26 protein-coding genes are annotated in these 26,197 nt (G+C 61.4%); 14 read left to right on the top strand and 12 right to left on the bottom strand.

What is annotated here, in order from left to right; genetic code table 11:
- Positions 1-6 precede the first annotated feature (6 nt).
- Positions 7-2,301 (bottom strand): ABC transporter ATP-binding protein, encoded by a 2,295-nt coding sequence (locus BJN45_RS15375; RefSeq protein ID WP_083651360.1) that lies wholly within the window; start codon positions 2,299-2,301, stop codon positions 7-9.
- Between the two features lie 102 nt (positions 2,302-2,403).
- Between BJN45_RS15375 and BJN45_RS15370 the strand changes: the two genes are divergently transcribed.
- The 3 genes from BJN45_RS15370 to BJN45_RS15360 are packed head-to-tail and all read left to right on the top strand — an operon-like array spanning position 2,404 to position 3,951.
- Positions 2,404-2,967 (top strand): pseudouridine synthase, encoded by a 564-nt coding sequence (locus BJN45_RS15370; protein WP_076096846.1) that lies wholly within the window; start codon positions 2,404-2,406, stop codon positions 2,965-2,967.
- 4 nt (positions 2,968-2,971) lie between these two features.
- Positions 2,972-3,415 carry a DUF192 domain-containing protein gene (locus BJN45_RS15365; RefSeq protein ID WP_076096844.1) on the top strand — a complete coding sequence of 148 codons (444 nt, stop codon included), beginning with the start codon at positions 2,972-2,974 and terminating at the stop codon, positions 3,413-3,415.
- Entirely contained in the window at positions 3,415-3,951 is a 537-nt protein-coding gene (locus BJN45_RS15360; protein ID WP_076096842.1) for a chorismate--pyruvate lyase family protein, read from the top strand. Before BJN45_RS15365 ends, BJN45_RS15360 begins: the two co-directional genes overlap by 1 nt.
- Before the next feature lie 3 nt (positions 3,952-3,954).
- Here the strand turns inward: BJN45_RS15360 and BJN45_RS15355 are convergent, their stop codons facing one another.
- From BJN45_RS15355 to xseA, 11 genes are all read right to left on the bottom strand, one after another.
- Positions 3,955-4,362 (bottom strand): hypothetical protein, encoded by a 408-nt coding sequence (locus tag BJN45_RS15355; protein WP_076096840.1) that lies wholly within the window; start codon positions 4,360-4,362, stop codon positions 3,955-3,957.
- Between the two features lie 134 nt (positions 4,363-4,496).
- Entirely contained in the window at positions 4,497-6,353 is a 1,857-nt protein-coding gene (locus tag BJN45_RS15350) for a sodium:solute symporter family protein (protein WP_076096838.1), read from the bottom strand.
- A 9-nt stretch (positions 6,354-6,362) separates the two neighbouring features.
- Complete coding sequence (locus tag BJN45_RS15345; RefSeq protein ID WP_076096836.1) at positions 6,363-6,617, bottom strand: DUF4212 domain-containing protein; 255 nt, start codon at positions 6,615-6,617, stop codon at positions 6,363-6,365.
- A 293-nt stretch (positions 6,618-6,910) separates the two neighbouring features.
- Complete coding sequence (locus BJN45_RS15340; RefSeq protein ID WP_076096834.1) at positions 6,911-8,671, bottom strand: cation acetate symporter; 1,761 nt, start codon at positions 8,669-8,671, stop codon at positions 6,911-6,913.
- On the bottom strand, positions 8,671-8,979 hold the full coding sequence (locus BJN45_RS15335) for a DUF485 domain-containing protein (protein WP_076096832.1): 309 nt from the start codon (positions 8,977-8,979) through the stop codon (positions 8,671-8,673). The genes BJN45_RS15340 and BJN45_RS15335 overlap by 1 nt, the downstream gene beginning before the upstream one ends.
- Before the next feature lie 97 nt (positions 8,980-9,076).
- A complete protein-coding gene (locus BJN45_RS15330; RefSeq protein WP_076096830.1) occupies positions 9,077-10,378 on the bottom strand; it encodes a sensor histidine kinase in 1,302 nt (433 codons plus the stop codon).
- On the bottom strand, positions 10,375-11,037 hold the full coding sequence (locus tag BJN45_RS15325) for a response regulator (RefSeq protein ID WP_076096828.1): 663 nt from the start codon (positions 11,035-11,037) through the stop codon (positions 10,375-10,377). The genes BJN45_RS15330 and BJN45_RS15325 overlap by 4 nt, the downstream gene beginning before the upstream one ends.
- Before the next feature lie 65 nt (positions 11,038-11,102).
- The gene (locus BJN45_RS15320; RefSeq protein ID WP_076096826.1) at positions 11,103-11,615 is read right to left on the bottom strand and encodes a universal stress protein; all 513 of its coding nucleotides are present in this window, start codon (positions 11,613-11,615) and stop codon (positions 11,103-11,105) included.
- Positions 11,612-12,583: a TerC family protein gene (locus BJN45_RS15315; protein WP_170873115.1), complete on the bottom strand. Its 972-nt coding sequence runs from the start codon at positions 12,581-12,583 to the stop codon at positions 11,612-11,614. The genes BJN45_RS15320 and BJN45_RS15315 overlap by 4 nt, the downstream gene beginning before the upstream one ends.
- A gap of 225 nt (positions 12,584-12,808) precedes the next feature.
- Positions 12,809-13,396, bottom strand: coding sequence for a superoxide dismutase (locus BJN45_RS15310; RefSeq protein WP_076096822.1), 588 nt, complete (start codon positions 13,394-13,396; stop codon positions 12,809-12,811).
- Between the two features lie 39 nt (positions 13,397-13,435).
- Entirely contained in the window at positions 13,436-14,788 is a 1,353-nt protein-coding gene (gene xseA / locus BJN45_RS15305) for an exodeoxyribonuclease VII large subunit (protein ID WP_076096820.1), read from the bottom strand.
- Between the two features lie 285 nt (positions 14,789-15,073).
- Between xseA and BJN45_RS15295 the strand changes: the two genes are divergently transcribed.
- From BJN45_RS15295 to BJN45_RS15245, 11 genes are all read left to right on the top strand, one after another.
- Complete coding sequence (locus BJN45_RS15295; protein ID WP_076096816.1) at positions 15,074-15,679, top strand: MotA/TolQ/ExbB proton channel family protein; 606 nt, start codon at positions 15,074-15,076, stop codon at positions 15,677-15,679.
- A gap of 3 nt (positions 15,680-15,682) precedes the next feature.
- Positions 15,683-16,099 carry an ExbD/TolR family protein gene (locus tag BJN45_RS15290; RefSeq protein WP_076096815.1) on the top strand — a complete coding sequence of 139 codons (417 nt, stop codon included), beginning with the start codon at positions 15,683-15,685 and terminating at the stop codon, positions 16,097-16,099.
- Positions 16,099-17,094 carry a tetraacyldisaccharide 4'-kinase gene (lpxK, locus tag BJN45_RS15285; protein ID WP_076096813.1) on the top strand — a complete coding sequence of 332 codons (996 nt, stop codon included), beginning with the start codon at positions 16,099-16,101 and terminating at the stop codon, positions 17,092-17,094. The genes BJN45_RS15290 and lpxK overlap by 1 nt, the downstream gene beginning before the upstream one ends.
- On the top strand, positions 17,075-17,251 hold the full coding sequence (locus BJN45_RS15280; protein WP_076096811.1) for a Trm112 family protein: 177 nt from the start codon (positions 17,075-17,077) through the stop codon (positions 17,249-17,251). The genes lpxK and BJN45_RS15280 overlap by 20 nt, the downstream gene beginning before the upstream one ends.
- A complete protein-coding gene (gene kdsB / locus BJN45_RS15275) occupies positions 17,251-18,021 on the top strand; it encodes a 3-deoxy-manno-octulosonate cytidylyltransferase (RefSeq protein ID WP_076097133.1) in 771 nt (256 codons plus the stop codon). Before BJN45_RS15280 ends, kdsB begins: the two co-directional genes overlap by 1 nt.
- A gap of 85 nt (positions 18,022-18,106) precedes the next feature.
- Positions 18,107-18,760, top strand: coding sequence for an adenylate kinase (gene adk, locus BJN45_RS15270; protein ID WP_076096809.1), 654 nt, complete (start codon positions 18,107-18,109; stop codon positions 18,758-18,760).
- 8 nt (positions 18,761-18,768) lie between these two features.
- Positions 18,769-20,037, top strand: coding sequence for a 6-phosphofructokinase (locus tag BJN45_RS15265; RefSeq protein WP_076096807.1), 1,269 nt, complete (start codon positions 18,769-18,771; stop codon positions 20,035-20,037).
- 148 nt (positions 20,038-20,185) lie between these two features.
- The gene (locus BJN45_RS15260; protein WP_346417544.1) at positions 20,186-22,303 is read left to right on the top strand and encodes a type I secretion system permease/ATPase; all 2,118 of its coding nucleotides are present in this window, start codon (positions 20,186-20,188) and stop codon (positions 22,301-22,303) included.
- Positions 22,300-23,715 carry an HlyD family type I secretion periplasmic adaptor subunit gene (locus tag BJN45_RS15255; RefSeq protein WP_076096803.1) on the top strand — a complete coding sequence of 472 codons (1,416 nt, stop codon included), beginning with the start codon at positions 22,300-22,302 and terminating at the stop codon, positions 23,713-23,715. The genes BJN45_RS15260 and BJN45_RS15255 overlap by 4 nt, the downstream gene beginning before the upstream one ends.
- Entirely contained in the window at positions 23,715-24,332 is a 618-nt protein-coding gene (locus BJN45_RS15250) for a helix-turn-helix transcriptional regulator (RefSeq protein ID WP_076096802.1), read from the top strand. Before BJN45_RS15255 ends, BJN45_RS15250 begins: the two co-directional genes overlap by 1 nt.
- Before the next feature lie 85 nt (positions 24,333-24,417).
- A partial coding sequence (locus BJN45_RS15245) for a retention module-containing protein (RefSeq protein ID WP_139326368.1) occupies positions 24,418-26,197 on the top strand: 1,780 nt, incomplete at its 3' end.

Below are 26,197 nucleotides of genomic sequence, written 5' to 3'. Positions count from 1 at the left end.
CCTGCCTCAGACGGTGACGGTTTTGGGAACGACGGGCGCTTCCGGGTCGGCGTCTTCGCTATCGACATTGCGCGCCTGGGCCTGGTAAAGCTTGTAGTAATGGCCTTCGGCAGCCATCAGCACGTCATGGTTCCCGGTTTCGACGATACGGCCGCGATCCATGACCACCAGCCGGTCGGCCTTGCGCAGCGTAGACAAGCGGTGGGCGATGGCAATCGTGGTGCGGCCGCGCACCAGGTTGTCCAGCGCCTTCTGGATTTCCTTCTCGGTTTCGGTGTCGACCGAAGAAGTGGCTTCGTCGAGGATCAGGATCTTCGGATCGATCAGCAGCGCGCGGGCGATCGAGATGCGCTGGCGCTCGCCGCCGGACAGGCCCTGGCCGCGTTCGCCGACCAGCGAGTCGTAGCCGTGCGGCAGGCGCAGAATGAATTCGTGGGCATGCGCTGCACGGGCGGCGGCGATGATTTCGGCGCGCGTCGCTTCCGGCTTGCCGTAGGCGATGTTTTCGGCGATGGTGCCGAAGAACAGGAAAGGCTCCTGCAGCACCAGGCCGATGTTGCGGCGGAATTCGGCGACCGGCACCGAGCGCACGTCGACATCGTCGATGAAGACGGCGCCTTCGGTGACGTCGTAGAAGCGGCAGATCAGGTTCACCAGCGTCGATTTGCCGGAGCCGCTGTGGCCGACCAGGCCGATCATCTCGCCCGGTTCGATGACCAGGTCGACGTCGCGGGTGACCGCCCGGGTGCCGTAGCGGAAACTGGCCTGCTTCAGCGTGATTCGGCCTTCGACCTGGCCGAGATGGACCGGCTTGGTCGGTTCCGGCACCGACGACACATGGTCGAGGATGTCGAAGATGCGCTTCGCGCCGGCGGCGGCTTTCTGCGTCACCGAAACGATGCGGCTCATCGAGTCCAGCCGCGTGTAGAAACGGCTGATGTAGGCGAGGAAGGCGGTGAGCACGCCGACGGTGATGTCGCCTTCGGAAATCTGCCAGATGCCGAAGCCCCAGACGACGAGCAGGCCGATTTCGGTCATCAGCGTCACCGTCGGGCCGAACAGCGACCAGGTGCGGTTGAGTTTGTCGTTGAGCGCCAGATTGTGTTTGTTGGCGTCGCGGAAGCGCTCGGCCTCGCGCTTTTCCTGGGCGAAGGCCTTGACCACGCGGATGCCGGGAATGGTGTCGGCGAGCACGTTGGTGACTTCGGCCCAGACCCGGTCCACCTTCTCGAAACCGGTGCGCAGGCGGTCGCGCACGGTGTGGATCAGCCAGGCGATGAAGGGCAGCGGCAGCAGGGTCACCAGCGCCAGCCACGGGTTGATCGAAAAGAGGATGGCCGACGTCATGGCGATCATCAGCACGTCGGTGGCGAAGTCGAGCAGGTGCAGCGACAGGAAGACGTTGATGCGGTCGGTTTCTGAACCGATGCGGGCCATCAGGTCGCCGGTGCGCTTGCCGCCGAAATATTCCAGTGACAGTCCCAGCAGGTGTTCGTAGGTGGTGGTGCGCAGGTCGCGGCCGATCCGTTCCGAAACCAGCGCCAGGATGTAGGTGCGCAGCCAGCCGAGCGCCCAGGCCAGCACTGCCGCGCCGAGCAGGCCGCCGAGATAGAGCATGACCCGGTCCTGGTCGATCGGCTGGCCGTTCTGGAACGGGATCAGGATCTCGTCCATCAGCGGCATCGTCAGGTAGGGCGGCACCAGCGTTGCTGCGGTCGACGCCAGCGTCAGCAAGAAACCGGCGAGCAGGCGGCCCTTGTAGGGTTTGGCGAAGCGCCACAGGCGGAACAGCGTCCACGTTGACGGCGGCGTGCTGGTCTCGACGATGCAGATCGGGCATTCATCCTCGCCCGGCGGCAGCGGCGCCTTGCATTTTGGGCACAAATCCTCGGTTGACCGCAGCACTGGCTGGCCGCTGGCCAGGCTCTCGCGCTGCAGGTCGAACTCGCCGATCAGGCGCAGCGCGATCAGGTTGCGGCCGAGCGTGTAGCGCCAGCAGGCGAGCCGGCCGGTGGTGTCGAACAGTTCCAGCGTGCCGACGCCGGCATGGTCGTGATGGTCGAGGCGTTGCGTCGTGCTCAGCGGCCAGACGCGGCATTCGCTGGCGCCGGGCGCCGCGGCGAGCAGCCGGCGGTCGGTCAGGACAATCAGGCCGACGGCGAAATGCAGGCGCTCGTCGAGGTCGGTTTCCAGCCAGGCGTGTATGGTTTCACCGGGTTCCAGTTGCCGTTCAAGCAGTCTGGACCACGCTGCAGGGATAGTCGGAATTTTGTCGCCATGCGGGGGGTGAAACGAGGGCATCGGAGGATAGGTTCAGCGCGGATGTTGCAATAACGTGGCAGGACGCGGACGGTTGACCGTAGCTGCCGTAAAATCACGACTTTATCGAGTTTTGCGGTCGACGTGTCGAGAATCGTTATTTTCAACAAGCCCTATGGCGTACTCAGCCAGTTCACGCCGGAAGGGCGCTGGCGGGCGCTGAACGAGTTCATCCCGCTGAAGGATGTCTATGTCGCCGGGCGGCTCGACGCCGACAGCGAGGGGCTGCTGCTGCTGACCGATGACGGCAAGCTGCAGGCGCGCATCGCCGACCCGAAACACAAGTTGGTCAAGACCTACTGGGCGCAGGTCGAGGGCGAGCCGGTGGAGGCCGATCTCGACCGCCTGCGCGCCGGCATCCGGCTGTCGGATTTCACCGCACAACCGGCACAGGTGCGCCGGATCGACCCGCCGCCGGACCTCTGGCCGCGCGATCCGCCGATCCGCTACCGGGCGGCGATCCCGACCTGCTGGCTGGAAATTCGCATTGCCGAGGGCAAGAACCGCCAGGTGCGGCGGATGGGCGCAGCAATCGGGTATCCTGTGCTGCGCCTGGTCCGGGCGGCGGTCGGCAGGATTTCGATCGCCGGGCTGGGCTTGGGCGAATGGCGTGTGCAGGAAGGAACGATTGATGATTTGCGAGACTAGACGAATGAAAGCAGCATGGTTTGCCGGCGTTTTCGGCGCCCTATTGGCGACTGCAGTGGTGGCCCAGGAAACGATGCCGATGGTGGAGTTGACCGCAGGATTCCATCGTATCGAAGCCGAGGTCGCAGCGCAGGACAAGGATCGTCAGATCGGCCTGATGAATCGCCGGTCAATGCCGGCGCAGCGCGGCATGCTGTTCGTCTTCACCCAGCCCAACACGCACTGCATGTGGATGCGCAATACCTACATCCCGCTGTCGGTGGCCTTTCTCGATGACGAAGGGAAAGTCATCAACATCGAGGACATGACGCCGCAGAGCGAAGACAACCACTGCGCCCGCCGGCCGGCGCGCTACGCGCTGGAAATGAATCGCGGCTGGTTTGCACAGCGCGGCATTGCCCCGGGCAGCAGGCTGCGCGGTCTGGAACGCGCGCCGCAGCCGCGCTGATGAAGCATCGGCCGCGCTGGCAAGCGCAACTGATCGCCAACCGCCCGGGTCGTCCGCTGAGCGACTGGCTGCGCGAACCGGATTCGCTGACGGCGCGCTGTCTGCGCCACTGCCGCAGTTTTCGCGTGCACGTGCTGCGTCAGGTAAAGGCCAGGCCGCTGGCCGATGAAGCCGGTCGTTGTCGTCTGCCAGTGCGCGAAGTGCTGCTCGAATGCGATGGCGTACCGGTGATTTTTGCCCACAGTGTGCTGTCGACCGCAAGAAGCGGCCGTCTGGGCCGCTGGTTTTCCCGTCTCGGCAGCCGTTCGCTGGGTTCGCTGCTGTTTACGCATCCCGGATTTCGCCGCGGGCCGATCGAGTTCATGCGCATTGACCGGCATCATCCGCTGCATCGGCGGGTATGCGCCGCGTGTGCCATGAGCGGCGAAGCGCCGACATTCTGGGCGCGGCGCTCGCGTCATCATCTCGGTGATGGCAGCGTGCTGGTCACCGAGGTATTCCTGCCGGCAATTGCCAACCTGGCCAGCCTGGGCTGACGTTTACTTCTCGTCGGTTTCCGGTGCCTGTTTTTCCGGACGAATGCTGATCCGGCGCTGCATGAAGCCTGGCAGGTTCATCGGATGTGCCTGGCGGCTCAGGGCAAAGCTGAGGAAGAACTTGCACCAGATGGTGCTGCCGGCAATCGCCATCCAGTCATCGTATTCCAGCTCGCCGGCAAGCACGCCGGCAATGACGGCCAGCGCAATGCTGCCGGCAACCAGGTTGATCACGGCCTCGTAGGGGGCGAATTTTTCCGGATTGGGTGGCGACTCGCCGTACTTGATGGCGACTTCGGAGAAATCCTTGTTGATGGCAATGCGCCAGGCCCGGCGCAGCCAGAAGAACGCCATGGGGAAGAGCGCCAGGAACAGAATCCAGGTGAGCGCGACATGGACATTGAAAACCATATGAACCTCGGTACGTCTGCGATCCGGGTCAGAACAACCCGCCGCTGAATGAAAAAAAACCCCGCCGACATCGCCAACGGGGTTTTTGAATTCCCCGTCCGATGTCCGGACGGGGAAGCTTACCTCAATACGACTTAGTGCGCGCCATCGACAGCCTTGGCACCGCGCGGGATACGCACGGCTTCAACCATGGCCTGGATGTGCGGCGGCGGTTCCTTGGTCATCTTGTCGACAATGAAGGCGACACCGAAGTTGACCAGGGCGCCGATGGCACCGAAGGCTTCCGGCGTGATGCCGAAGAAGCTGTTCGGGCCGCCGATCATGTCGACGAAGTCCGTACCCTTGATGAAGAAGATGCCCTTGTGTGCGAACACGTAGAACAGGACGACGAACAGCCCTGCCAGCATGCCGGCCATGGCGCCTTCCTTGTTCATCTTCTTGGAGAAGATACCCATCATGATGGCGGGGAACAGCGAGCCGGCGGCGATACCGAAGGCCAGGGCAACCGTACCGGCAGCGAAGCCCGGGGGGTTCAGGCCGAGGTAGCCGGAGATCACGATGGCAACGGCCATGGCGATCTTGCCAGCCAGCAGCTCGTTCTTTTCGCTGATGTCCGGCACGAAGACACCCTTGACGAGGTCATGCGACACGGCAGCGGAGATGGCCATCAGCAGACCGGCAGCGGTCGACAGAGCGGCAGCCAGACCACCAGCAGCGACCAGGGCGATAACCCAGTTCGGCAGCAGGGCGATTTCCGGATTGGCCAGCACGATGATGTCGGCGTTGACCGTCAGCTCGTTGCCCTTCCAGCCAGCAGCGTCCATCTTGGCTTGAGCATCGGCGTTCTTGGTCTTGTCGTTGTAGTACTGGATGCGGCCATCACCGTTCTTGTCTTCGAACTTCAGCAGGCCGGTCTTTTCCCAGCGCTTCATCCATTCCGGACGCTGTTCATAAACCAGGCTGGCTTCGGTCGCATAGACGTCGGCACGGGCCTTGACGATTTCCGGATTGACCTTCATGGTGCCATCGGCAGCGGTTTCCAGCCCGACCGCGGTGTTGACCGTGCCATGCAGGTTCAGCTTGGCCATGGCGCCGACAGCCGGGGCGGTCGTATACAGCAGCGCGATGAAGATCAGAGCCCAACCAGCGGAGGAACGGGCATCAGACACCTTGGCCACCGTGAAGAATCTCATGATCACGTGCGGCAGACCGGCGGTGCCGATCATCAGCGACATGGTATAGACGAACATGTTCAGCTTGGAGCCGGCCGTGGTCGTCGTGTATTGGCCGAAACCGAGGTCGGTCACCACCTGGTCGAGCTTGGTCAGCAGGGCCATATCCGTGCCGCTGATGTCGGAACCCAGACCCAGCTGCGGAATGGCGTTGCCAGTCAGCTGCAGCGAGATGAAGACAGCCGGCACCGTGTAGGCCAGGATCAGCACGATGTACTGAGCAACCTGGGTGTAGGTGATGCCCTTCATGCCACCGAACACGGCGTAGGCGAACACGATGGCCATACCCATGTAGATGCCGGTGTCGCTGGAAACGCCCAGGAAGCGGGAGAAGGCCACGCCAACGCCGGTCATCTGACCGATGATGTACGTGATCGATGCGGTGAGCAGACAGATCACGGCAACGGTGGAAGCACCTTGCGAGTAGAAGCGGTCACCGATGAACTGCGGCACGGTGAACTTGCCGAACTTGCGCAGGTACGGGGCCAGCAACATCGCCAGCAGAACGTAGCCACCGGTCCAGCCCATCAGGAACAGGCCGCCACCGTAACCCATGTTGGCGATGAGGCCGGCCATGGAGATGAAGGAAGCTGCGGACATCCAGTCGGCAGCCGTAGCCATGCCGTTGGTGATCGGGTGAACGCTGCCGCCGGCAGCATAGAACTCGGACGTGCTACCGGCACGTGCCCAGATCGCGATCCCGATGTACAGCGCAAAAGACGCGCCGACCACCAGGTAAGTCATAGTTTGCAGATCCATGCTGGCTCCTTATTCTTCGTGAACGTCGAACTTGCGGTCGAGGTCGCCCATTGCCTTGCCGTAATAAAAAATCAGCGCAATGAAGATGTAGATGGAACCCTGATGGGCGAACCAGAAGCCCAGCGGGTAGCCCCCGAGTGAAATGCTATTCATCGCTTCGACAAACAGGATGCCTGTGCCGAACGAGAACACGAACCAGACGGCCAGGATCTTACCTAGCAGTCCGAGCGTGGCTGACCAATAGGCTTTGCCTTGATCTTCCATTGTTATCTCCTCCAGAAAATTTAAAGGGACGGGCTGCGCTTCCACAGCACCGCCACGGTTCGCAGTTTGGTTACAGAAACTTACAGTGAACTGACAGTTTTTTTATAAAGCGTAATTGATTTCGACAGGTGAGAATTCAGCGGCAAGCATCAAGCAGCGCGGATCGCGGCCTGCGCCCCGCAAGCAACAACGCCCGGCATCTTGCGATGACGGGCGTTGTCTTGATTCAAGCGACCTGCAGCAGCTTTACGCAGCCTGTTCGGGGCGCTCTCCTGCGTTCCGGACGGTCAGTCTCAGTGGCCGCTGGCGACCGATGCGCCAATCCCGGTTTCCGAACGGATTTCCTGATCCGGGAACAGGGCACGTTCCTTTTTGGCCTGGGCGCTGTTGTCCAGAATCGAGACCAGCCAGATTGCGACGAAGGCGATGGTCATCGAAAACAGGGCGGGCGAGGCGTAGGGGAACAGGGCGCTTCCCTTCTCGTTGCCGAGCACGGCTTCCCAGATCGACGGAGACAGCACGGTCAGTGCAACCGACGAGAACAGGCCGAGGAAACCACCGATGACAGCGCCACGGGTCGTGCAGTCCTTCCAGAGAACGGCCATGAAGAGTACCGGGAAGTTCGCCGAGGCAGCGATGGCGAAGGCGAGCGAGACCATGAAGGCGATGTTCTGCTTTTCAAAGGCAATGCCGAGAACCACGGCGACGACACCGAGACACAGCGTGGTGATGCGGGAAACGCGCAATTCGGAGGCGGAATCGACATTGCCCTTCTTGAACACGGTGGCGTAAAGGTCGTGCGATACCGCCGAGGCGCCGGACAGCGTCAGACCGGCAACCACGGCCAGGATGGTGGCGAAGGCAACCGCGGAGATGAAGCCGAGGAAGACATTGCCGCCAACGGCGTTGGCCAGGTGGATGGCCGCCATGTTGCCGCCGCCGAGCAGGCCGCCCTTGGCATCGAGGAATTGCGGGTTGGTCAGCACGAAGGTGATGGCGCCGAAACCGATGATGAAGGTCAGGATGTAGAAGTAACCGATCCAGGTAGTTGCCCAGAACACCGACTTGCGCGCTTCCTTGGCGTCCGGCACGGTGAAGAAACGCATCAGGATGTGCGGCAGGCCGGCGGTACCGAACATCAGTGCCATGCCGAAGGAGATGGCGGAGATCGGGTCCTTGACGAAGTTGCCCGGGCCCATGATCGACAGACCCTTGGCGGCTGCCGCCGCGGCTACATCGACAGTCGCCGGATCGGCGCCGGCCTTGACGGCTTCTGCGGTGAGGGCGTCGGCTGCCAGCAGGGACTTGATCTCGACCGCCTTGGCAAACATCGCTTCCGGGCTGAAGCCGAAATTCCACAGCACCATGAAGGCCATGAAGGAGGCGCCGCACAGCAGGAGCACGGCCTTGATGATCTGCACCCAGGTCGTTGCAGTCATGCCGCCGAACAGCACGTAGACCATCATCAGCGAACCGACGATGACGACGGCCATCCAGTACTCGAGACCGAACAGCAGCTTGATCAGCTGGCCGGCACCGACCATTTGTGCGATCAGGTAGAAGGCGACGACGATCAGCGTCGAGGTGGCGGCGAAAGCGCGAATCGGCGTCTGGGCAAAACGGTAGCCGGCGACGTCGGCAAAGGTGAATTTGCCCAGATTGCGCAGGCGTTCGGCCATCAGGAAGGTGATGATCGGCCAGCCGACGAGGAAGCCGATCGAGAAGATCAGGCCGTCGTAGCCATTGGCCATCACTGCGGCAGAAATGCCGAGGAAGGATGCGGCAGACATGTAGTCACCCGCAATGGCCAGACCATTCTGGAAACCGGTGATGCCGCCACCGCCGGTGTAAAAGTCAGCTGCCGATTTGGTTTTGGCGGCAGCCCACTTGGTGATGTACAGCGTTCCGGCAACGAACATCCCGAACATCGCAATTGCCGTCCAGTTGGTCGGCTGCTTCTCGGCCTGGCCGAGATCCGCGCCTGCGGCCACTGCCGCACCGGCCAGTGCCAGCAACGCAAAGGCGCCGGCCCATTGTTTGATCCAATGCACCATTATTGGCACTCCTCGATGAGTTTCTGCTTGAGGGCATCGAATTCGCTGTTGGCACGGCGAACGTAAATGCCGGTAATGATGACGGTGAACAGGATGACGCCGACCCCGATGGGGATGCCGATGGTGGTCACGCCTTCCGGACCCAGGGGCTGGGCTAGAAAGCTCTTGTCGAAAGCGATCAGGGCGATGTAGCCGTAGTACACGACCAGTATCAGCAGGGTCATTACCCAGCCGTAAGCATTACGTGTTTTTCTTAGTTGCTGGTATTTGGGATTTGCCCGTATCCGGGCATAAATTTCTTGAGACATGGTCCACCTCCTCGCGTTGTTGTAACGGTTACATTCATGCAACGATTTGCATGATCGCGCGGTCGAGCTTACAAAAGACTTATGGTGGGCAGATTGTTCAGGACTGCTTGCGGGGCAGTGTGACGCGCACACTCAGGCCGCCGCCAGGGCTGTCATCAAGCGCGATCCTGCCCCGGTGCTGGCGGACGATTTCACGGGTGATGGCCAGACCAAGGCCGCTGCCCGGGGTGGCGCTGGTCAGGCGGCAGAAGGCTTCAAAGACACGCTCGCGCTCGTTGGCGGGGATGCCGGGGCCATTGTCGATGACGGCGAGTTCGATCGCGTCGGGGGCGCTGGAAATGCTGACGTCGATGCAACCGTTTTTCGGGGTGTAACGGATGGCGTTGTCGATCAGGTTGGAGAGCACGATGCGCAGGGCTTCCCGGTCGCCTTCGAGGCTGATGTCGCCGCTGACTGCCAGACCGAGGTCGATTTGCTTGTTGGCGGCGAAGATGTCGTGTTCAATGATTTCGGTTTTTGCCAGTTCGACGAGGTCGACCGTAGAAAGGCTGCGTTGGGTGGTGAACTGGGGATCGAAGCGGGCCAGGTGCAGCAACTGGTTGGCCAGGTGGGTGGCACGTTCGACGCCGCGCCGGAGATTTTTCATGGCCTCGTCGCGAGTGCGTCCCTCGGGTTCGCCGAGGGCGATGTCGGCGTTGAGCTGGACCGCCGTCAGCGGGGTCCGTAATTCGTGGGCAGCGTCGGCGATGAAGCGCTGGCGGGCGAGCAGGGCCTGGTCGAGCTGGACCAGCATGTCGTTGAGCGCATCAACGATGACCAGCATTTCGTCCGGATACTGGCCACGCGGCAGTGGCGAGAGGAAGTCCGGATTGCGCTGCTGGATTTCCTTGCGCAACTGGCGCAGCGGCTGGAATGCCTGGGTTGCGGCAATCGTGATGAAACTGCCCATGAGGATGACGAGCACCGAGAACGGGACGATCAGCGCGGAACCGAATTCGCGGAACCATAGCGAGCGCGCGTTCGCCTGATTGGCGATCTGGACGGTGATGCCGCGGTCGTTGACGACCATTGCGTGCCATTCCTCGTCCTGCCAGGTGAATGTGTTGAGTCCCGGCTTCTGCTGCGGCATCGGCAGGTCGGGGCGGGAGGCGAAAATCAGTTCACCCTGGTCGTTCCAGACCTGGCTGATGATGTTCTGGTGACTTTTCGACAGGTCGTAGATTTCCGGGTGCATGCCGTGGTGACCCATGACCGCCCAGGCGATCTGTTCCAGCGAACGGTCGCGGTCGCGACTGAATTGGCTCCAGGACAACTGGTAGGTCAGGGCGGTGATGAAAGCTGCAGTAACGATCAGGGTGCCGATCTGCCAGGCGAGCAGGCGGGTCAGGATCGAGTTCACGAGGGCTCGACGAGTTTGAAGCCGATACCGCGGATGTTGCGGATCCAGTCCTTGCCAAGCTTCTTGCGCAGCCGGTGCAGTTGTACCTCAATCGAATTGCTGGCGATTTCCTCACCCCAGCCGTACAGGCGTTCCTCCAGCTGGGTGATGCTGAACACCTGGCCCGGAACTTCGATCAGGGCCATCAGCAGCCGGAACTCCCTGTCCGACAGGTGGATTTCCTGATCCCCCAGGCGCACCTGGCGTTTTCTCGGATCGACGGCAAGCTTGCCGAGTTGCAACTCGCTGCTGCTCCAGCCCTGGGCGCGACGGCGCAGGGCGAATACCCGGGCGACCAGCTCGTCAAGGCTGAACGGCTTGACCAGATAGTCGTCAGCCCCGGCGTTCAGGCCGCTGACCCGTTCGTCGAGCATGCCACGGGCGGTCACCACCAGAACCGGAATGTGGTTGCCGGAGCCGCGCAACTTGCCCAGCAGCTCCAATCCGCTCATGCGGGGGAGGCCCAGATCAAGGATCAGCAGTCCGTATTCCTGCAGGATCAGGGCGTTTTCCGCATCCTGTCCATCCTGGGCCCAATCGACAACGAATGACGCATTGCGCAAGCCGGTCACGATGCCTGCGGCAATGAGGGGGTCGTCTTCCACCAGGAGTATTTTCATTGCCGTCGGTTTTCTGTGCTGGTGCTTTGTTTTCGCTTGCGTCCCTGTGCCGCGGTTGTGAGTTTCTACGGTACTACCAGCACGGACATCGGTGCAAGTTCGATCACCTTGCGCGTGATCGAGCCGGTGAGCAGGCTTTCGGTGGCACCCAGCCCGCGATTACCGACCACGATATGGCTGCAGCCCAGCTGATGGGCGAGGGCGACAATCGACTCGGCCGGTGCGCCCATGGTCAGGTGCAACTGCCATGGCAGACCTTTGGCTGCGACGAGTCCGACCGCTGCTTCAGTTGCTGGCCAGCCCCGCTCGATCAGTCCGGTTTCGGCCGCTTCCTTGCTCAGCCAGTGTTGGACATTGACGATGTGGAGGCGGCAACTTTTCAATTGCTCGGCCAGCTTGATGAACTCCGCGACAGCTCTCAGTGCATGTGCCGATCCATCGACTGCAATCAGCCAAGCCGTTTCATCTCCCGAGGCTGATGACGGTGTGCCGTCGAAGACCAGGCGAGTCAGTCGCCCGATGTCGTCGCGCTCCTGCAGGCACGGCGATGGTGGCGTGCTTCGGGTTTCGCTGTTCATGAACTTTCTCCCGTGGATTCATGCTTGTTTTTTGACAGTATCAGGCTGGCTGCCACCGAGCTTGCGATGATGATGCCAACGATGCTCAGCGACCACTGGATTGGCATGTGATACCAGGGCATGGCCAGCATTTTCCCACCAATGAAGACCAGTACGATGGCCAGACCGTATTTGAGCAAATGAAAACGGTCGGCCATGTCGGCGAGCAGGAAGTAGAGCGCACGCAAACCCATGATGGCAAAGATGTTCGACGTGAAGACAATGAACGGGTCGGTCGTCACCGCAAAAATCGCCGGAATGCTATCGACGGCGAAGATGACGTCGCTGGCTTCAATCAGGATCAAAACCAGGAACATCGGCGTTGCCCAGAGCAAACCATTCTGGCGCACGAAAAACGATTCACCGTGGAAGCCGCTGGTAATGCGCATGTGGCTGCGCAGCCAGCGGAGGAGCGGGTTTTGTTCGAGGTCGGGCTCGGACTCGGCAAAAATCAGCATCTTGACGCCGGTGATGACCAGGAAGGCACCAAAGACATAGAGAATCCAGGCGAACTGGTTCACCAGCCAGACGCCGGCCAGAATCATGCCGGCACGCATGATGATTGCCCCCAGGACGCCGTAGAGCAGGACGCGCCGCTGCAATTCCGGCGGAACTGCGAAATAGGTGAAGATCATCACGAAAACGAACATGTTGTCGACGGACAGCGATTGTTCGATCAGGTAGCCGGCAAGGAATTCGAGGGTCTTGCGCTGGGCAATTTCAGCGCCTTGGGTATCGTTCAGGTACCACCAGAGCAGTCCGGCAAAGGTCAGGGCCAGGCATATCCAGGCGATAACCCAGGCCAGCGCCTCCTTGACCGAGACCCGGTGGGCCTTGCGCCCGCCAAATACGAAAAGATCCAGCGCCAGCATGGCCAGCACGAAAACGATGAAGCCGGTCCACATGGCCGGTGTAGCGAAACTGTCGATGGCAGGAGTCATTGGTGCCTGATTTGAAGTGTGCGGTATCGGGAAAAACGCGTGCGCTATCGTATTCGATGACAGCGCCCGGCGGTAATCGGTAAAACCGTGGTGATAGTCCGGATTTCCTGATGCAGATGCGGGTCAGATCCTGGGCAAGCGCAAATAGCTGGGGGCAAGAAAAAGGGGAAGCACCTGGCTTCCCCAATCTGCTACTGGCAATCCATGGATGGATCAGCCGGCGAAGTTGGCCTCGGCGAACGACCAGTTGACCAGGTTGTTCAGGAAGGTTTCAACGAACTTCGGGCGCAGGTTGCGGTAGTCGATGTAGTAGGCGTGTTCCCAGACGTCGACGCACAGCAGTGCCTTGTCGCCAGTGGTCAGCGGGGTGCCGGCGGCGCCCATGTTGACGATGTCGACGGAACCGTCGGCCTTCTTCACCAGCCAGGTCCAGCCGGAACCGAAGTTGCCGACGGCGGAGGTCTGGAAGGCGGTCTTGAAGGCATCCAGCGAGCCCCACTTGGCATTGATTGCGTCAGCCAGGGCACCGCTCGGGGCGCCGCCGCCGTTCGGGGTCAGACAGTTCCAGAAGAAGGTGTGGTTCCAGACCTGGGCGGCGTTGTTGTAGATGCCGCCAGCCGGTGCCTTCTTGACGATGGCTTCGAGGTCGAGGGCTTCGTACTCGGTGCCCTTGATCAGGTTGTTCAGATTGACCACGTAGGCGTTGTGGTGCTTGCTGTAGTGGTAGTCGAAGGTCTCGGCCGACATGTGCGGGGCAAGCGCGTCCTTGGCGAAAGGCAGGGCGGGCAGTTGATGTTCCATTTATTTTCTCCGTTGGTTATTGAGGGTGAAGCAAAAATTCTAGTCAGCTTTGTCCGGTGCCACAACCGGCAGCACCGTGGCATCGAGTTTCCCATGGGCAAGACTGATTTTCAGCCGATCGCCGGGGTTGACCGCAAGATTATCACGCAGTGCCCGGCCGTCCGGCCCGATGACCAGCGCGTAGCCGCGCGACAGCACGGCTTGCGGGTCCAGTTGTTTCAGACCGGCAGCCAGCGCATTTAGTTTCATCTGCCGTTGCGCTGTCTGCCAGTGGGCGGCCTGGGCGAGGCGCCGGGACAGTTGGTCCAGTGTCTGGTGGCGGTCGGCCGTTTGCGGTGCCGCGGTCGCGGCCCGCTGGCTGAGTGCGGCCAGACGCAGGCGTTGCTGCTGGGTTGTGGTGATCAGTGCGCGGCGTAGACGGCCGGTGAGCTGGTCGATCGCACGGCGCTGGCTGGCGATGCGCTCGGCCGGGTGGACCAGGCGGCTGCGCAGCCAGTCAAGCGTCTGCTGGCGGTCGGCAAGCCGGCGCGTGCTCTGGCGTTGCAGGCGATCCTGCAGGCGGGCGAGTTGTTCGAGCAGACGGGATTGTTCCGGGGCGGCCAGTTCGGCGGCGGCGGTGGGGGTCGGTGCGCGCTGGTCGGCAGCGAAATCGGCGATGGTGAAGTCGGTTTCGTGGCCGACGCCGCTGATCACCGGCAACGGGCAGGCGACGATGGCGCGGGCGACACATTCTTCGTTGAAGGCCCAGAGATCCTCGATGCTGCCGCCACCGCGACAGAGGATGACCGTGTCGCAATCGCTGGCGCCGGCTTCGGCGATGGCTGCGGCAATGCGTTCGCCGGCACCGTCGCCCTGGACCGGGGTCGGAAACAGGCTGATCGCGACATGCGGCGCGCGCCGGTGCAGCGTGCTCAGTACGTCGCGCAGTGCGGCAGCCTGCGGGCTGGTGACGATGGCCAGGCGACGGGGAAAGGCCGGTAGCGGCCTTTTGCGGTCGACGGCAAAAATACCCTCATTTTCCAGTTGCGCCTTCAGGCGCAGGAAACGTTCGAACAGGTCGCCCTGGCCGGCGCGGCGGATCGCTTCGATGTTCAGCTGGAATTCGCCGCGCGGTTCGTAAAACGAGACCAGCGCACGGGCTTCGACCTTCTGGCCGTTTTCCAGCCGCCAGCCGAGCGTTTGTGCCCGGCTGCGCCACATCACGCAGCGCACCTGGGCGCCGGCATCCTTCAGGGAGAAATAGACATGGCCGGAGGCGGCGTAGGTCAGGTTCGATATCTCGCCGCCGACCCAGCTCAGCGGGAAGGCGGATTCCAGACAATCGCGCACCAGACGGTTCAAGGTACTGACGCTGAGGATGGAGTTATTGACAGGCGGAACGTTGGTGTGCATGGCCGGATTCTACCGGGTGATCGTTTTCGGTGATAGCGTCTTGACATCCTTGTTTAAATTCAAGTCATTGATTTTTATGGTGTTTAACTTGATGCCTCGTTTTTTGGCAGGGCAAGGAGAATCCTTGTTTTTTGCGGGTTTGCGGGGAGTCACTACAGGTCATCCACAGACTTATCCACAGGTTTTGGGGATAAGCGCCGGCGAGGGCCTGAAATCGTTGTGCTTGCCCCTGCGGCGAGGGGGAGGCAGAATTGCGGACTAAATTCTCCTCAAGGACAATGTCACGTGTTTGAAATCGTCAAAGCGGCCGGCTGGCCCATCTGGCCCTTGTTGCTGGCTTCAGTGATCTCGGTGGCGCTGATCATCGAACGTCTGGTGGCCTTGCGCAGGATCAAAATTGTCCCCCCGGGTTTGCTGCAGCGGGCTGTCGGCGAATTCCGCCGCGGTGCCGACAACAGCAAGCTGCTGGAAGATCTGGATCGTCATTCGCCGCTTGGTCGCGTGCTCGCGGCCGGCCTGCGCAATGTGAACAATTCGCGCGAGGTGATGAAGGAGTCGATCGAGGAGGCCGGTTCGGCGGTCTCGCACGACTTGAATCGCTATCTGACGACGCTCGGCACCATCGCTTCGATCAGCCCGCTGATGGGGCTGTTCGGCACCGTCGTCGGGATGATCGAGATCTTCGGTTCGCAGGCGCCGGGTACCGGCAACCCGCAGCAACTGGCGCACGGTATCTCGATTGCGCTGTACAACACCGGTTTCGGCATCTTCATCGCCATTCCCAGCATGATCTTCTGGCGCCACTTCCGTGCGCTGGTCGATGGTTTCGTCGTCGAGATGGAGCAGCAGGCGGTGCGTCTGGTCGAATACATGCACGGCGATCGGAAGTAAGCGATGAAATTCCAGCGCGGACGCGGCCGCGAAGAGCCGGAAATCAACCTGATTCCGATGATCGACGTGCTGCTGGTCATCATCATCTTCCTGATGCTGACGACGACTTACTCGAAATTCTCCGGTCTCGAGATCAATCTGCCGACGGCCGACGTCAGCAAGCAGAACGAGCAGCCGAACGAAATCGACGTGGCGGTGACCGCCGGCGGCCAGATCCTGATCAACAAGTCGCCGCTGGCAGCAACCGACGTCAATGCGATTTCGGCGGCGCTGCAGCAGGCGGCCGGCGGGCGCAATGATCCGGTGATCGTCATCAATGCCGACGCCAAGGCAACCCACCAGAGCGTCGTCGACGTCATGCAGGCTGCGCAGTCGGCCGGCTATCCGCACATTTCCTTCGCCACCCAGTCGGCCAACTGATGTTTGCCCGCTGGTTGCAGCGACAGTGGTTCCAACGCCGGCTGACGCCGGCGTTGTGGCTTCTGCTGCCGCTCAACCTGTTGTTCGTCGCGGTCACCGGCTGGCGGCGGCGTACGGTCCGGCCGGTGCGTTTGCCGGTGCCGGTAGTCGTGGTTGGCAACCTGATCGTTGGCGGTGCCGGCAAGACGCCGCTGACGCTGTGGCTGGTGGCCCAGTTGCAAACACGGGGCTGGCGTCCCGGGATCGTCAGCCGTGGCTACGGCGGTGCCGCCGAGTTGCCGCGGCCGGTGACGGCGGCGGCTGCTGCGCCGGATGTCGGCGACGAGCCGGTGCTGCTGGCCCGGCGCAGCGGCGTGCCGGTGTGGGTCGGGCGCGATCGGGTCGCTGCCGCACAGGCCTTGCTGGCGGCTGAGCCGGCGGTGGATGTCATTGTCTGCGACGATGGTCTGCAGCATCTTCGCCTCGGCCGCGATGTCGAACTGGCCGTCTTTGACCGGCGTGGCGCCGGCAACGGCTGGCGCTTGCCGCTGGGGCCGTTGCGCGAGCCGCTGTCCCGTTTGTCTACGGTCGACGCCGTTATTGGCAACGATTTCGCCAGTGCCGGCCTGGCCGGCAGTACGCCCCATTTCGCCATGCGCCTGCAGCCGGGATCTTTTTACCGGCTGGACGACGCCAGTCAGACCTGCAGCGTCGAAGCGCTGCACGGCAAGACACTGCACGCGCTGGCCGGGATCGGCGATCCAGCGCGGTTTTTCCGGACGCTGCAGGGGCTGGGGCTGGATTTTGTCGCCCATCCGTTTGCCGATCACCATGCCTATACGGCTGACGATCTGGCGTTCGGTCAGGATGCGGTTCTGCTGATGACCGAGAAGGATGCAGTAAAATGCGCCGGACTGACGACGGGGGAGGCCTGGGTTCTGCCCGTCGAGGCCGAGTTGTCGCCGGCATTGACCGATTTGATAGTGGAGAAACTCCGTGGACGCCCGATTGCTTGAAATTCTCGTTTGCCCGATTTGCAAGGCCCCCCTCGACCATCGCAAGGCTGAGCAGGAGCTGGTGTGCAAGCCGTGCAAGCTGGCTTACCCGATCCGCGACGACATCCCGGTGATGCTTGAAGACGAAGCGCGCCAGCTGGGCGCCGACGAAGCGTGATTACCCCGGCGTTCAAGGTCGTCATCCCGGCGCGCTTTGCGTCGAGCCGGCTGCCGGGCAAGCCGCTGCTTGATCTCGGCGGTAAGCCGATGGTCGTGCGTGTGGCCGAGCGGGCACACCTGTCCGGGGCCGAGGAAATCTGGGTGGCCACCGATCACCTGGAAGTCCGCGCCGCCTGCGAGGCCCACGAATTTGCCGCGCTGATGACGCGCAGCGACCATCCGACCGGTACCGACCGTTTGGCCGAAGTTGTCGAGCAGCGCGGCTGGAGTAACGACACCATTGTCGTCAATGTCCAGGGTGACGAGCCGCTGATCGATCCGGAAGTCATCATCCAGACAGCACGCCAGCTTGCTGTCAGTGGTGCCGACATTGCCACCGTCGCGCATCCGATCCACGATCCGGCCGATTTCTTCAATCCGAACGTGGTCAAGGTGGTCTGTCGCGCCGACGGTGATGCCGCCTATTTTTCACGCGCGCCGATTCCCTATGCGCGTGACCATTTCGCCCGCGAGGCTGGTGGCAGCAGCTTGCCGGAGAATTTTCCGGCCTACCGTCATGTCGGTCTTTACGCCTACCGCGCGAGCTTTTTGAAGGCCTACGCCGGGTTGACCGCAGCACCGACGGAGAACTTCGAGGCGCTCGAACAACTGCGTGCGCTGTGGCACGGTTACCGGATCAGCGTCACGCTGATCGACGCGGCGCCGGTGCCCGGTGTTGATACGCCCGAAGACGCCGAAAGGATGCGCAAACTGTTTGACCGAGCCTGAATAAGCAGGTAACTTCGACCGTCCAGAGAACGGCGCCACAACAGCCGACAACAAGAATTTTCATTCGTAACCAGAGGGACTTTCCATGAAACTGATTCTTTTGGGCGCACCCGGCGCCGGCAAGGGTACGCAAGCCACCTTCATCTCGAAGGAATTCGGCATCCCCCAGATTTCCACCGGCGACATGCTGCGCGCCCAGGTCAAGGCGGGTACCCCGCTGGGCCTGGAAGCCAAGAAACACATGGACGCGGGCGGCCTGGTGCCGGACGCCGTGATCATCGGCATGGTCAAGGAGCGCCTGACCCAGGACGACTGCCAGAAAGGCTATCTGTTCGACGGTTTTCCGCGCACCATTCCGCAGGCACAGGCGATGAAGGATGCCGGCGTGCCGATCGAGTTCGTGCTCGAAATCGACGTGCCGGACAGCGACATCGTCGAGCGCATGGCCGGTCGCCGCGCCCACCTGCCGTCGGGTCGCACCTACCACGTCAAGTTCAATCCGCCGAAGGTTGAAGGCAAGGATGACGTCACCGGTGAAGACCTGGTGCAGCGCGACGACGACAAGGAAGAAACGGTCAAGAAGCGCCTCGATGTCTATCACTCGCAGACCAAGCCGCTGGTTGATTTCTACGGCAAGTGGGCAGCAGAAGGCGATGCAGCGGCGCCGAAGGTGCGCAAGATCGCCGGTGTCGGTTCGGTTGACGACATCACCAAGGCAGTTTTCAACGCCCTGAAGTAAATCCGATTATGGCGAGGAATGCCTTCTACGCGCAGTCGGGAGGCGTTACCGCCGTGATCAACGCAACGGCGTGTGGCCTGATCCAGGCAGCACGCCGTTTGCATTTGCTGCATCCGGACCGGATCGGCAAGGTTTACGCCGGCCACGATGGCATCATCGGTGCGCTGACCGAAGACCTGATCGATACCAGCCTCGAGTCCGACGCCGACATCGCCCGCCTGCGCTACAGTCCCGGTGGTGCCTTCGGCTCCAGTCGCTACCATCTCGGCCCGCTGGCCACGCACCGGGCGCATTTCGAGCGCCTCGTCGAGGTCTTCCGCACGCACGACATCGGCTATTTCTTCTTCAACGGCGGCGACGGTTCGATGGGCGCTGCCTGGCACCTGTCGCAGACGCTCGCCGAACTCGGCCATCCGCTGACGGTGATCGGCATTCCCAAAACCGTCGACAACGACCTGGCGATGACCGATACCTGCCCGGGCTTCGGCTCGGTCGCCAAGTATGTGGCGACATCGATGCGCGAGGCCGGTTTCGATGTCGCGTCAATGGCGCGCACGTCGACCCGGGTTTTCATCCTCGAGGCGATGGGTCGGCACGCCGGCTGGATTGCTGCCGCCGCCGGCCTCGCCGCCGAACGTGACGGTGATCCACCGCACATCCTGCTGTTTCCCGAAGTGCGTTTCGATGCCGAGCGTTTCCTCGCCCGTGTCGAGGAATGTGTCCGGCGCCACGGTTACTGCGCCATCGCCGCCGCCGAAGGTCTGTGCGATGACGGCAGTTGCGAGATCGGCGGCCAGGCTTCCGGCGAACTGCCCAGTCATACCCGGGCCGGCGGTGTCGGCCGTTTCGTCGGTGAACTGATTCACGCCCGCTTCGGTTACAAATATCACCTGGCGCTTGCCGATTACCTGCAGCGGGCGGCGCGTCACCTGGCCTCCGGCACCGATGTCGCACAGGCACACGCGCTGGGCGTTGCTGCGGTCGACCGGGCTTTTCAGGGAAAAACCGACATCATGCTGACATTGCGTCGTTTGTCCGATCGTCCTTATCGCTGGGAGATCGGCGAAGTGCCGCTGCGCACGGTGGCCAACAAGGAGCACCGGATGCCGGCGGAGTTCATCTCGGCCGACGGTTTCCACATCACCGAGGCTTGCCGGACCTACCTGCAGCCCCTGATCGAGGGCGAGGACCCACCGCCCTACCGGCTTGGTCTGCCCGACTATGTGCGCCTGGCAAACCACCGCGTTCCACGCCGGTTGCCGGCGTTTGTGCCGTAATTCATCTTGCGGTCGAAGAATGCCTTTGCAATGTTTTGCAATTGTTACGAAAGTCAGAGGTTAGAATCAGGCAACAAGAAATCAGGGGGTAATGAGAGGTATGAGCATTTCTGGTGAAACAGCTGTCACTGGTGTCCGGGAGGATCTGTTGCATCACGATCCCTTGCTCGACTGCCTGGTCGAGCTGACCCGCATTCACGGCAGGCCGAATACGCGAGCGGCACTGGTGTCAGGGTTGCCCCTGGAAAACGGCTTGCTGACGCCGTCGTTGTTCTGGCGCGCGGCTGCCCGGGCCGGCCTGTCGGCCAAGCTGGTACGGCGCTCGCTCGACAGTATTGACGAGGTGTTGCTGCCAGCCGTCCTGATGCTCAAGGGAGACGAGTCCTGCGTGTTGCTCGGCTGGGACGAGTCAGGGCAGAACGCGCGCCTGCTTTTCCCGGATACGGGACAGGGTACGGTCTTGATGCCCCGGATCGAACTGGCTGCCCGTTACACTGGAGTCTCGATTTTTGCCCGGCCGCATTTCCGCTTTGACAAGCGGACCCCGCAGGTTGGCGAAGTCAAGCTTCGCCACTGGTTCTGGGGGGCGTTGGCAGATCAGTGGCCGGTATATCGCGATGTGCTTGCGGCCGCTTTCCTGATCAACCTGATGGCGCTCAGCCTGCCGTTGTTCACCATGAACGTATACGACCGGGTGGTGCCGAACCATGCGATGGAAACCCTGTGGGTGCTGGCGCTCGGTGTGGCCATCGTAATCGCGGTGGATATGGTCCTGCGCACCTTGCGCGGCTATTTCATCGATCTGGCAAGTGCGCGCATCGACATGCAGTTGTCGGCAAAAATCATGGAGCGCGTGCTCGGCGTGCGCATGGAATCCCGGCCGGCAGCTGTCGGCTCGTTTGCCTCGAACCTGCGGTCCTTCGAGTCCGTGCGTGACTTCATTACCTCGGCAACGGTCACGACCCTTATCGATCTACCCTTCGCCTTGCTGTTCCTGCTGGTCATTGCAATCATTGCCTGGCCGCTGATCCTGCCGGTGCTGGCGGCAATGGCCATTGTGCTGGTATATGCCTACATCCTCCAGCACAAGATGCACGAATTGTCGGAGACGACCTATCGGGCAGGGGCGTTGCGCAATGCCACGCTGGTCGAAAGCCTGACCGCCCTGGAAACCATCAAGACCCAGGGTGCCGAGAGCATTATGCAGGCCAAGTGGGAAAAGTCGGTGGCTTTCGTTGCCCGCATCAATAACCAGATGCGCTTTCTTTCCGCTGCCGCAACCAATGGCGCAATGGAAGTCCAGCAGCTGGTCAACGTTGCCGTGATCATTGTCGGTGTCTACCTGATTGGCGAAGGCATGCTCAGCATGGGGGGGCTGATTGCCTGCACCATGCTTTCCTCACGTGCAGTCGCGCCGCTCGGTCAGATGGTCGGCCTGCTGATGCAGTATCACAATGCCAAGGTGGCCCTGACTTCGCTGGAGCAGGTCATGGCCAACCCGGTGGAGCGCCCGGCGGATGCCAATTTCGTGCATCGGCCGGAGTTGCGCGGCAATATCGAATTTCGTGATGTCGAATTCGCTTATCCGAACACCCAGGTCTCCGCATTGAAAGGCATCAGTTTCAACATCAAGCAAGGTGAGAAGGTGGTGGTCATCGGCCGTATCGGTTCCGGGAAAACCACGCTGCAGAAATTGCTGATGGGTTTGTATCAGACGACCGGTGGTGCCGTAAGCATCGATGGTGTCGATGTGCGCCAGCTTGATCCGGCAGATCTGCGGCGAAATATCGGTTATGTGGCGCAGGACGTGACGCTGTTTTATGGAACGTTGCGCGACAATATTTCGATCGGTGCACCGTACGCCGACGATGCCACCATTCTCGCCGCTGCCGAGGCCGGTGGCCTGAGCGATTTTGTCAATCGGCATCCCGACGGTTTCGACATGATGATCGGCGAACGCGGTGAGTCCTTGTCCGGAGGTCAGCGTCAGGGGGTAGCCATCGCTCGGGCCTTCCTGATGGACCCGCCCATCCTGTTGCTCGACGAACCCACCAGTGCAATGGATTTTTCTTCGGAAACCCAGTTCAAGCAACGCCTCAAGACTATCGCAGCGCACAAGACAGTGATCATTGTCACGCATCGCAACAGTCTTCTTGATCTGGCAACCCGGGTCATTGTCGTGGATGACGGCAAGGTAGTGGCCGACGGGCCGCGTGATCAGGTGATACAGGCCCTGCAGGGCGGTCGCATCGGGAGGTCATCGTGAGTCGTTTGAAGTCTTTTTTTGCCGCTTTGCATGCTGCACTCGAACGCCTGGCCGTGCGCAACAAACCCAGGGTCGAACGCATCCTGGGTCGTTTGCCAAGCAGGGAAGATGTCGAAGTCGTGGATTTTGCCACCGACGCCGATCTGGCCATGCTGCGTCAGGAACCCTTGCGGGCGCGGGTGTTGTTGCGTTCGATCGGGATCGTCTTTGTGCTGTTCATTGTCTGGGCTGCGTTTGCCAATCTCGATGAAGTGACGCGCGGCGAAGGCCGGGTCATTCCTTCCCGGCAACTGCAGGTACTGCAATCCATCGACGGTGGCCTGGTCTCGGATATCCTGGTGCGGGAAGGTGACGTCGTTGAAATAGACCAGTTGCTGATCAAGATCGACGAAACGCGCTTCGTTTCATCGGTAAAGGAAAATCGTGCCCAGTACCTTGGCCTGCTGGCCAAGGCGGCAAGGTTGCGTGCCATTTCGGATGGTCAGGAATTCGTTCCGCCGGAGGAGGTGACGGCAGAAGCGCCGGAAATTGCCTTGCAGGAGAGCCAGCTTTTTGCTGCACGTCGCAATGAACTGGAAACTGCGTTGTCGATTGCGCGCCAGCAACTGGCCCAGCGCCAGCAGGAGCTGAACGAATCCACGGCTAGGCGGGCTCAGGCTTCGCAAGGTTACGAACTGACTTCCCAGGAACTGACGCAGACGAGGCCACTGATTAATTCTGGAGCAGTGTCCGAGGTCGAGTTGTTGCGCCTTGAGCGCGACGTTTCCCGTTATCGTGGGGAACGCGACATGGCCAGCGCACAGATTACCCGTGTTCAGGCATCAATCAATGAAGCACGGCGCAAGATCGAGGAAGTTGAGTTGACCTTCCGCAACGAAGCCGGGCGGGAACTTTCGGAAACCGTGACCAAGCTGAGCGGCCTGGCCGAAGGCAGTGTGGCGCTTTCGGATCGCGTCAAGCAGTCTTCAATTCGCTCTCCGGTGAAGGGGGTGGTCAAACGACTGCTGGTCAACACCGTCGGCGGGGTGGTGCAGCCCGGCAAGGACATGATCGAAATCGTTCCGCTGGAGGATGCGCTGTTGCTGGAAGCCAGGGTGTTGCCGCGCGATATTGCCTTCCTGCGTCCCGGGCAGACGGCCATGGTGAAGTTTTCAGCGTACGACTTTTCGATTTATGGTGGTCTGGAAGGAACGTTGGAGCATATTGGCGCGGATACGGTGATGGACGACAAGGGGAACGCCTTTTACCTTGTCCGGGTGCGTACCAACAAGCCGGGATTTGGTGCCAGCAATCTTCCCATCATTCCCGGGATGGTTGCCGAAGTCGATATCATGACCGGCAAGAAGAGCGTCCTGACCTATCTCCTCAAGCCTGTATTGCGGGCAAAGAGCGTTGCGATGACGGAGCGGTGATGAATCACGAGATTGTTGATATCGAAACCAAGATGTTGGACAACTGGCGTAAAGCCATGCCCTCCGCGAGCATTGTGTTGCGTTCGGCAATTTCCTCGGGGGGGCACGGGCCGGCGATTCGCTGGTGCCGTTTGCGTGCAGGGGAAAAGCAGGCCGAGGTTCTGCCTGGGTTACTGGCACTCGCTCCGGAAGGGCGGGTTGTCGTTCTGGCAGATGAGCCGGGTGATGCCTTGACGCTGGAGGTGCTTGCCGCAGGGGCTGTCGGATGTTGCAATACGCATGCCGCACCGGAGGTCCTGCAACAAGTGGCACTGGTCGTCGGGAACGGTGGCTTGTGGGTCGGTCAGTCGCTGTTGCAGCAGTTGGTCGGCAACGCGGCACGGGTTCTGGCTCAACGCCAGCCTGTGGGGGAAAGTGCCACCATGCTGAACGGCCTTTCCGAGCGCGAATGGCAGGTTGCGAAGCTGGTGGCCGGCGGTGCCAGCAACAAGGAAATTGCTGATCGACTTTCGATTGCCGAGCGCACGGTAAAAGCCCATTTGACCGCAATCTTTGAAAAAACTGGCGCCCGCGATCGTCTTCAGCTTTCGCTGAAGGTCAATGGAATGAATCGCTGATCGAAAAATTGTACTTTGGTGCAATAGTCAATTGCCATGGCACTCCCTACACTGAAGCATCATTTACCGTGTCTGGAGTACTACCATGGCCCAATCCCCCGTCATCGCCAAAGTCGCTTCCCTTACTGGTGAAGCCTATGCCCGCGACAGCGCCGGCAATCTCCGTCGCCTGAAAGCCGGCGATGTCATCCGCGAGGGTGAAACAGTCGTTTCCGGCAACGGCAGTCAGGTTGTCCTGACGCTGGCCGATGGTCGGGACATGGTCATCGGTGAGCGGGAAGCCGTGAAGGTGGACGCCGAAGTTGCTGCCCAGGAAAAGCCGGATGCATCCGATAGCGCAGTCGCCAAAACCGTCGGTGGTTTTGACCAGCTTGCCAGCGCCCTGACCGAAGGAGGGGATCTCGATGCGCTGCTTGAGGCTCCTGCGGCAGGTGAAGCAGGTGCAGCTGGCAATGAAGGCCATTCCTTTGTGGAGTTCCTGCGTGTGGTTGAAACGGTTGGCTCGCAGGGCTACCAGTTTGCGACCCAGCGCAGCGCGCCTGAGAATACTTTCCAGGCCGACTTGCTCCCAGAGGAAGCTGTTCCCGCAGTGTTGCCGCCGCCGACGATTGTCCATGTTGGCGATCCTGATCCGGCCATTGACGAGGTAACGGTGCCGGAAGGTACTGTGGCTGTATTTACGGTGAATCTCTCGAGCACCAGCGCTACGCCGATCAGTTTCTCCTTGAGCCTGACAGGCGGTACGGCGACGCTTGGGGCGGATTTCACCGACGGGATGACGTTCAGCAATGGCGTGACTTACGATGCTGCGACGGGTTTGATCACCGTGCCGGCAAACGTTGCTACTTTCACCGTATCCGTGCCGACCATCGACGATACGGTTGATGAATATACTGAAAACTTCACGCTTACAGTCGGCGGTGTTACCGGGACGGGTTACATCACTGATGATGACGTCCCGACGATCACGGTGGGCGACCCGGCAGCGAACGGCGTGGGCGACATCACGGTACCGGAAGGCACGGACGCGGTGTTTGGCGTGAATCTGACGGGTGTTGCCGCAGGCGGCACGCTGACGCTGACGCTGAACGCCTCGGGTGCGAACCCGGCGACGGAAGGTGTGGACTACAAGGCAGCGACGTTCCAGTACAGCCTGGACAATGGCGTGACCTGGCAGAACGCGGTTGAAGGCACGGCCTTCGCGGTGAATGCGGGTGACAGCCAGGTACTGGTGAAGACGGACACGTTCGACGACAAGATCGACGAAGCCAATGAAACCTTCACGCTGGGCGCGACGCTGTCGAGCAACGGCGCGAACTACGGTGACACGGCGATTGCGACGATCATCGACAACGACGTCCCGACGATCACGGTGGGTGACCCGGCAGCGAACGGCGTGGGCGACATCACGGTACCGGAAGGCACGGACGCGGTGTTCGGTGTGAATCTGACGGGTGTTGCCGTCGGCGGCACGCTGACGCTGACGCTGAACGCCTCGGGTGCGAACCCGGCGACGGAAGGTGTGGACTACAAGGCAGCGACGTTCCAGTACAGCCTGGACAATGGCGTGACCTGGCAGAACGCGGTTGAAGGCACGGCCTTCGCGGTGAATGCGGGTGACAGCCAGGTACTGGTGAAGACGGACACGTTCGACGACAAGATCGACGAAGCCAATGAAACCTTCACGCTGGGCGCGACGCTGTCGAGCAACGGCGCGAACTACGGTGACACGGCGATTGCGACGATCATCGACAACGACGTCCCGACGATCACGGTGGGTGACCCGGCAGCGAACGGCGTGGGCGACATCACGGTACCGGAAGGCACGGACGCGGTGTTCGGTGTGAATCTGACGGGTGTTGCCG

It is taken from the genome of Azonexus hydrophilus, from assembly GCF_001956855.1.
Classification (GTDB): Bacteria; Pseudomonadota; Gammaproteobacteria; order Burkholderiales; family Rhodocyclaceae; genus Azonexus; species Azonexus hydrophilus_A.
The sequence above is the reverse complement of the archived record's forward strand: the minus strand, read 5'-3'. Positions and strand labels throughout refer to the sequence as shown.

Bases quoted from the DNA above. Each gene is read 5' to 3' on its own strand.
- BJN45_RS15375 (WP_083651360.1), bottom strand. From the start codon at position 2,301: ATGCCCTCGTTTCACCCCCCGCATGGCGACAAAATTCCGACTATCCCT.
- BJN45_RS15365 (WP_076096844.1), top strand. From the start codon at position 2,972: ATGAAAGCAGCATGGTTTGCCGGCGTTTTCGGCGCCCTATTGGCGACT.
- BJN45_RS15360 (WP_076096842.1), top strand. From the start codon at position 3,415: ATGAAGCATCGGCCGCGCTGGCAAGCGCAACTGATCGCCAACCGCCCG.
- BJN45_RS15355 (WP_076096840.1), bottom strand. From the start codon at position 4,362: ATGGTTTTCAATGTCCATGTCGCGCTCACCTGGATTCTGTTCCTGGCG.
- BJN45_RS15350 (WP_076096838.1), bottom strand. From the start codon at position 6,353: ATGGATCTGCAAACTATGACTTACCTGGTGGTCGGCGCGTCTTTTGCG.
- BJN45_RS15345 (WP_076096836.1), bottom strand. From the start codon at position 6,617: ATGGAAGATCAAGGCAAAGCCTATTGGTCAGCCACGCTCGGACTGCTA.
- BJN45_RS15340 (WP_076096834.1), bottom strand. From the start codon at position 8,671: ATGGTGCATTGGATCAAACAATGGGCCGGCGCCTTTGCGTTGCTGGCA.
- BJN45_RS15335 (WP_076096832.1), bottom strand. From the start codon at position 8,979: ATGTCTCAAGAAATTTATGCCCGGATACGGGCAAATCCCAAATACCAG.
- BJN45_RS15325 (WP_076096828.1), bottom strand. From the start codon at position 11,037: ATGAAAATACTCCTGGTGGAAGACGACCCCCTCATTGCCGCAGGCATC.
- BJN45_RS15320 (WP_076096826.1), bottom strand. From the start codon at position 11,615: ATGAACAGCGAAACCCGAAGCACGCCACCATCGCCGTGCCTGCAGGAG.
- BJN45_RS15310 (WP_076096822.1), bottom strand. From the start codon at position 13,396: ATGGAACATCAACTGCCCGCCCTGCCTTTCGCCAAGGACGCGCTTGCC.
- xseA (WP_076096820.1), bottom strand. From the start codon at position 14,788: ATGCACACCAACGTTCCGCCTGTCAATAACTCCATCCTCAGCGTCAGT.
- BJN45_RS15290 (WP_076096815.1), top strand. From the start codon at position 15,683: ATGAAATTCCAGCGCGGACGCGGCCGCGAAGAGCCGGAAATCAACCTG.
- lpxK (WP_076096813.1), top strand. From the start codon at position 16,099: ATGTTTGCCCGCTGGTTGCAGCGACAGTGGTTCCAACGCCGGCTGACG.
- adk (WP_076096809.1), top strand. From the start codon at position 18,107: ATGAAACTGATTCTTTTGGGCGCACCCGGCGCCGGCAAGGGTACGCAA.
- BJN45_RS15265 (WP_076096807.1), top strand. From the start codon at position 18,769: ATGGCGAGGAATGCCTTCTACGCGCAGTCGGGAGGCGTTACCGCCGTG.
- BJN45_RS15250 (WP_076096802.1), top strand. From the start codon at position 23,715: ATGAATCACGAGATTGTTGATATCGAAACCAAGATGTTGGACAACTGG.